Origin of the sequence: Lysinibacillus sp. NPDC094177 (genome assembly GCF_050279145.1) — a bacterium.
Lineage (GTDB): Bacteria > Bacillota > Bacilli > Bacillales_A > Planococcaceae > Lysinibacillus.
Window position 1 is genome coordinate 30,473 of sequence record NZ_JBNNTW010000012.1, and the last position, 6,095, is coordinate 36,567.

Annotated in this window: 5 protein-coding genes; 3 read left to right on the forward strand and 2 right to left on the reverse strand. The window is 35.7% G+C overall.

Features of this window, described 5'->3' with window-relative positions; translation table 11 throughout:
* Positions 1 to 114: 114 nt before the first annotated feature.
* A complete protein-coding gene (locus tag ACQKNC_RS17735; protein ID WP_427426072.1) occupies positions 115 to 2,040 on the forward strand; it encodes an N-acetylmuramoyl-L-alanine amidase in 1,926 nt (641 codons plus the stop codon).
* Here ACQKNC_RS17735 and ACQKNC_RS17740 read toward each other — a convergent pair.
* Both ACQKNC_RS17740 and ACQKNC_RS17745 read right to left on the reverse strand, forming a co-directional pair.
* Positions 2,029 to 2,211 carry a hypothetical protein gene (locus ACQKNC_RS17740; RefSeq protein ID WP_427426073.1) on the reverse strand — a complete coding sequence of 61 codons (183 nt, stop codon included), beginning with the start codon at positions 2,209 to 2,211 and terminating at the stop codon, positions 2,029 to 2,031. The genes ACQKNC_RS17735 and ACQKNC_RS17740 overlap by 12 nt on opposite strands.
* 21 nt (positions 2,212 to 2,232) lie before the next feature.
* The gene (locus ACQKNC_RS17745; protein ID WP_427426074.1) at positions 2,233 to 4,158 is read right to left on the reverse strand and encodes an S-layer homology domain-containing protein; all 1,926 of its coding nucleotides are present in this window, start codon (positions 4,156 to 4,158) and stop codon (positions 2,233 to 2,235) included.
* A gap of 441 nt (positions 4,159 to 4,599) precedes the next feature.
* Here ACQKNC_RS17745 and ACQKNC_RS17750 point away from each other — a divergent pair, with 441 nt between their 5' ends.
* Together ACQKNC_RS17750 and ACQKNC_RS17755 are read left to right on the forward strand one after the other, a co-directional pair.
* Positions 4,600 to 5,883, forward strand: coding sequence for an oligosaccharide repeat unit polymerase (locus tag ACQKNC_RS17750; RefSeq protein ID WP_427426075.1), 1,284 nt, complete (start codon positions 4,600 to 4,602; stop codon positions 5,881 to 5,883).
* Positions 5,884 to 5,925: 42 nt separating this feature from the next.
* Positions 5,926 to 6,069, forward strand: coding sequence for a hypothetical protein (locus tag ACQKNC_RS17755; protein WP_427426076.1), 144 nt, complete (start codon positions 5,926 to 5,928; stop codon positions 6,067 to 6,069).
* Positions 6,070 to 6,095 lie beyond the last annotated feature (26 nt).

Sequence of the window (6,095 nt, forward strand, 5' to 3'; positions counted from 1 at the left end):
GGAGGCTGGGCGCAACCACACGTAATGGTGATGATTTATAATAGTTACATTTATTTGATAGTTTTACCTGTTAAATTCTGTTAAAATCGATATTAGAACAAGAAAGGAGGAAATATGACATTGTATCTTAAAAAAATCAGTCTTATATTATGCGTCTTATTCGTTTCAGCTTCTATCTTTACAATACATAGTGCACAAGCAAGTGGCGGTTTTGTAGATGTTACTAATCAAGATGATGCATATGAAGAGATCAATTATTTAGTGAATTTAGGAGTTATTAAAGGATATACAGAAAAAGGAAAAACGTATTATAAACCTAAAAACACAGTAACGCGTGGACAAGTTGCTAAAATGGTTGTTGTTGCATCAGACAACAAACCACTAGTTGTTAAAAAATCAAGCTTCTCGGATGTAGCAGACGGCACAGAGCTTTCTGGTTATGTAGAACGCGCTGTACAACTTGGCTTCTTTAAAGCAAATACAAAGGGTCAATTCTTACCAAACAAACCTTTAACTCGTGATGAAATGAGTTATGTATTAACAAAAGCGTTTAAACTCGATACAAGTGAGCATGAAAATATCGATTCTCCTTTTGTAGACATAGGTATAACTCATCCGTACGTTTCATACGTGAATACGATTTACTACAATGGTATTACAAAGGGAAGCAATCAAAAATATAATCCAAATGAACAAGTGACACGTAAACAGTTTGCGTTATTTATAGCCCGTGCCAAAAATGAAAAATATCGCTTAGATATACCTGTTAAAAGTGTAGCTACACCTGATTCATCACAAGTCATTGCCTTAGTTTCTATAACAACTGACGGATTAAATATTCGTAAATCTAAAGATTCTTCATCTACTGCTAATGTAGTAGGTACAGTGAACAAAGGTGGTAAACTATCAGTCTATGCAGTTGAAGGAGACTGGTTAAAGGTTACTTATAAAGGTACATTTGCTTATATTTATAAAACATATGCGCAGTTTTTAGATGCAGATGGTAACGCATTAGGAAATGTTCAAAAGCAAGTAACTACAACACAAAATCTAAAGCTTTACATACAACCAACTTCTTCATCAAAGGTTATTTCGACTGTAGCTAGTAAAGTGAATTTACCTGTTTATAAGACGGAAAGTGGCTACTACTTAACTGTAGTGAATGGTGTACCAGGCTATATCGTAGCGACTAGTGCAGAGGATGTTGAAGTAGAGCAACCTTCTACTCCAGATCCAACACCAACACCAACACCAACACCAACACCACCTACAGTTTCTGGGGATCTATTAGGTCGAGTGACAGTTGACAATTTAAATATCCGCAAAGAAGCTAACTCTACTTCTACGGCAGTAAGTAAGCTGAAAAAGGGCGAATATGTTCAAGTAGACAGTATTAACGGTTATTGGGCTCAAGTTACCTATCAAGGTCAAAAAGGGTATGTCCATAAATCTTACTTAAAGCTATTAAATCAAAATGGTAATCCGTTAAAAGATCGAATTATCATTATTGATCCAGGTCATGGCGGCAGTGACCCTGGAACTTCTTTCGATACTATTAAAGAAAAAGACATTACATTAAAGGTTGGTACTCTTGTTAAGGAAAAACTGGAGGTTGCAGGTGCAAAGGTATTGATGCCTCGTACAGGGGATACGTTTCCTACACCGCAAGATCGTGTAGACTTTACACATGCTAATTACGGTGAAATCTTCGTAAGTATTCATGTAAACTCAGCAGAGAATATTGATGCAAAAGGTACCGAAACATACTTCGCTCAAACATCAGGTGATATGTATAAAGAAGATATTGATTTGGCGACATTTGTAAACAATCAAATTGTTAAAAATGTAAATATGAATAATCGTAATGTTAGAGAAGCAAAATACATTGTAGTTGCTAATACGAATATTCCAGCCATTTTAGTCGAGCTAGGCTTCCTCACAAATAGTGAAGACCGCGTTAAACTGACAGATGATCAATATATTGAGCTATATGCTGAATCTATCTACAATGGGATCTTAGAATATTACTCAAAACAATAATAATGAAGAGCTGCATTGTTCAAAAATGAACGATGTAGCTCTTTTTGTTTGATTTGTATTATTAAAAGGAACTTTATCAGCGAAACGAGCATATTTAGCGGCGCGATTCACAAGTTTATCAGCAATGAATGAAAATTTACCTTCTATTAAATAAAGCATCATTCCAGTCATCGCGCTAAAACTTCACCTTAGTTATTTTGAATTTGTATAAAGCGTCCTATTTACGAATTGAGCAAAGTTTTGACGTGTCACTGTACCATTTGGTTTAAACGTATTATCGGCATAGCCTGTAGTAATGCCAAGTGCATATAAAGCTTGGACATCTTTATAATATGCATGAGATGTCGGCACATCTGAGAAAGTATTATTTGTGTAGCCCTGTAGCTTGAAGCCGTTGACAAGTGCTCGTGCCATGTTAGCGCGAGTCATTGGCTGATGAGCATTAATTTTGCCATTCTCTAATGCAATAATGCCGTAGCGTAAGCCTGTTGCTAAAACGGCATAGCCATAATCACCTGCTTTGATGTCACTTGCATTTAAAGTAGCTGAGCTTGATGCTGGAATTCCTAATGCTCGCAAAATCATTTCTGTTGCTTGCAGGCGAGTCAATGTACCATGTGGATTAAATTTCCCATTAGTTCCTTTAACAATACCTAGAGCATATAAGTTTTTTATATCATAATAGGCTCCATTCGATGAAGATACATCTGAGAAGAATGGAGCGGCAGTAATGGTTGCTTTGTTGGAACCTTTTGTGCGTGTGAGCGTTTTAATTTCTGCAGTCGTTGCAAATTTTTCATCAGCATTTTTGCGATCATCACGCCCCTCTATAAAGGATGTACGTATCGTATATGTTCCGGCAGCTAAATCACCAGGCATAAAAATCTGATATTTTTCCGAATGGGTACTAATATCTTTTTGATCAGCATTATCTGTTGTGGAATCAGCAGCAAGTCCTGGAATGTAACGTTCATGGTCTTTACCAACAACTTTATCGTTTGCGTCTAGAATTTCTACTTTCAATGTACCGCGTGCAGGCACATTACCATTGTTTTTAACCGTTACAGTGGAGTAGAAAACAAATTTACCAGACGGTGCTACATAACTTTGTACCCCGTCAGAGTAAAGCGAAAGGTTATAACGGCGGGGCACATAGCCATTATGATTTTCGGCTACCCAATTTAAAGCATGCTTCATAAATACTTGTGCATCTTTGTCACCATTAGTTGTTGAATAGGCAGCACCATTTTCATTATCTTGCCAATCCGCTTTATCATTAATGTTTATATAATCATAGATTTTGAATCCAATTTGAACAACTCGGCCTTTACCGTATTCGATCGCATGGGCTGCGCCAAATTCATTTTTTTTCATTGTTTTAGGCTTGTCTGTGTAATTGTAATCCGAGAAATATAAAATAGGTGTTGCAGATCCACCTTCCCAAGGCTTAATGATTTCGACCCATTCACGATCTGTTTTTGTTATAGTAAGCTTGCTTTTGCCAAGTTCTTTTGTTGTATTTTGAATAATTGGATGAACAGTGTTGATATTGCTTATTGTAGAGTTTCCTAACACAATATCGTCAATAAAACGAGAATTGAAGACTTCAGTTAAATTGTCCCACTCCATTACCCAAGAATCGACATCATAGATTAATGGAGAGAGATCCATTTGCCCTGGTTTAGGGAATTTTGTTGATTCGTTACGGGCTGTCTGGAAGGCAAAAATCGCACCACCACCATTTCGAACGTACATTTTGACATTTTCGCGTTGCTGATGATTCATCATGACTGTATAGGCAAAGACGATTGCATCATATTGACTTAGATTTTCTAAATTATTTAAGTCGCTCTCATAAATTTTCTCAACTTGGAAGCCTTGTTGCTGATAGAGGAGAAAAGCTTTTAGTTCCTTATTATATGTGGAGCTATAGTCAACCTTTTCAGAAACAAGTTGGCCATTAAACGTTCCACTAGGGTGTGTAGTATTGGCGTATTTTTCACTACTTTCAGAGAAAACGACACCGATTTTCTGAGCAGCTTTAGCTTGTGTTGGTGCTAAAAAAGCTATAAGCATAAAAAAGCTTGCTACGAGCATTGAAATGAATAATTTCTTCATTAATTCCACATCCTTAATTTGTATTTTTCATCAACTACGCAAATGCTTCTTGATTTTGAATTGTGCTTGAACTGTGAAATTCGCACTACTTATTTAGCATACATCTAAATAATGGATAAATCATTAAAAATTGGTTCTTATCTGAGATTTTAGGCTTTTTCTGAAAGAGATTGTCGATTGATGTGAGGATAAAATCGTGTGCCCAGCGCGAGAGGAGACAAACATTAGGAAAATTAACTCAGAATATTATGGGTATTAACTCGTAATTTAGGGAATGAGAGAAATCATTGCATAATTTTAATAAAATCAATTCATTCCTTTCTATAAGTCTACCTGTATTTATGATATAATAACTCTTGTTTTGCTTAGTAAATAAAAGAATAAACAATTATGATTCGCGATAGAGGAGGGCAATCACATCTTCTGAGATGTATGACATTTATGAATAAATTGAAACAAACTTTTGCAAAGGTCAACAAGATTGATACGTTTTCACCGTACTTCTTTTTACCTTTTATATTAATGCTCTATTTCTTTACAAGTCTATTCGATTTCCATCGATTTGAATTATTTAATTTACGTGTATCAATTTGGCCAGCGGTATTTTTAGCAGTAATATGCTACTACATCGGTGTGTACATTATTGATAAGTTACAATGGACAATCCCATCATTTGGTTTATCTTTCTTAGGGAAATATGTTGTTCATTTTATTGTATTTTTAACTATACTTGGTGTAGTTTCATATGTATTAATGATGATTTCCGGTGGTGGATTAGGAATTTCTGATGAATCTAATCGACGTAACCTTAATCCAAAATTAAACTTCTTTGCCCAATTATTATGGTTTGGGGTTTTACTTTTATTATCATATAAAATGATTTTAGAAAAAAGCATGACATGGAAAAAAACATTAATCTACGGTTCCATTTATGCTGCTGTAATGTTCTTATTCCTATTAATGGGATACCGTACACCATTAATTATTATGTTATTTACTGGTATTATCATTTTCCATTACGTTGTAAAACGAGTGAAACTAACATGGTTCCTTACAGCTCTGTTTGTTATCGGAGTAGCATTCTCAATGTTTGGCTTCCTTCGTGTTATATCAGAGGATACAACGAAGGAATTTAATAGCCGTGAACAACCAGATGTAGAATTAACTGAATCAGAAAAAGAAAAACTGTTAACAGTAGAACAGAAGGTTAATTTAACACCAAAATGGATTCGTTCAATAAATGGTGAGAGTGTAACCGGCCATATTGTTTTAAGTAAAATTATCGAATATACGCAAGAGGAAGGCTACTTAAATGGAGAACTCCATGCTGGTATCTTCAGTACAATTTTACCGGGTGAACAAGTATCACCACGTATGAAAGTAACAGAAGTTGTAAACTCTCTAAGCGAAGCTGAAGGTAAATATATTACACGTCCAAACAGAACAACAACACCAACATTTATCGGTCAATTATTCTTAGATGGTGGTTATCTGCTTGTAGCGATTGGCTTCTTCTTATATGGTGTATTAATCTCATTAATTTACAATAAAGTGAAGCAAGGCGGTATTCGTAGCTTCCATACAGTAGCTTATGCATTTGTCATTACCGTATTTACAGTGACTATGCATACTGGTTTACTTGATTTAATCTTTATTTTAATGCTCGGCTTTGTCATATTTGCGTCATCGATTATAAAGACGGATAATAAAAAGCTTTCATATTAACATTAAAAGAGATGTCTCATTTGAGGCATCTCTTTTTTCATTATGCTTCTATCCGTCAGTATGCTGGTTCAATCCGTCGCTTCGGCTCATCCATCCGTCGCTGACATTTCCATCCGTCGTTCCGGGTCTTCTTTCCGTCGCTATGACATTTCCATCCGTCGCTTCGGCTCATCAATCCGTCGCTGACATTTCCATCCGTCGTTTCGGCACTG

Excerpts from the sequence above, each read along its gene's own strand:
- ACQKNC_RS17745 (WP_427426074.1), bottom strand. The coding sequence starts at position 4,158 with ATGAAGAAATTATTCATTTCAATGCTCGTAGCAAGCTTTTTTATGCTT.
- ACQKNC_RS17755 (WP_427426076.1), top strand. The coding sequence starts at position 5,926 with ATGCTTCTATCCGTCAGTATGCTGGTTCAATCCGTCGCTTCGGCTCAT.
- ACQKNC_RS17740 (WP_427426073.1), bottom strand. The coding sequence starts at position 2,211 with ATGACTGGAATGATGCTTTATTTAATAGAAGGTAAATTTTCATTCATT.
- ACQKNC_RS17750 (WP_427426075.1), top strand. The coding sequence starts at position 4,600 with ATGAATAAATTGAAACAAACTTTTGCAAAGGTCAACAAGATTGATACG.
- ACQKNC_RS17735 (WP_427426072.1), top strand. The coding sequence starts at position 115 with ATGACATTGTATCTTAAAAAAATCAGTCTTATATTATGCGTCTTATTC.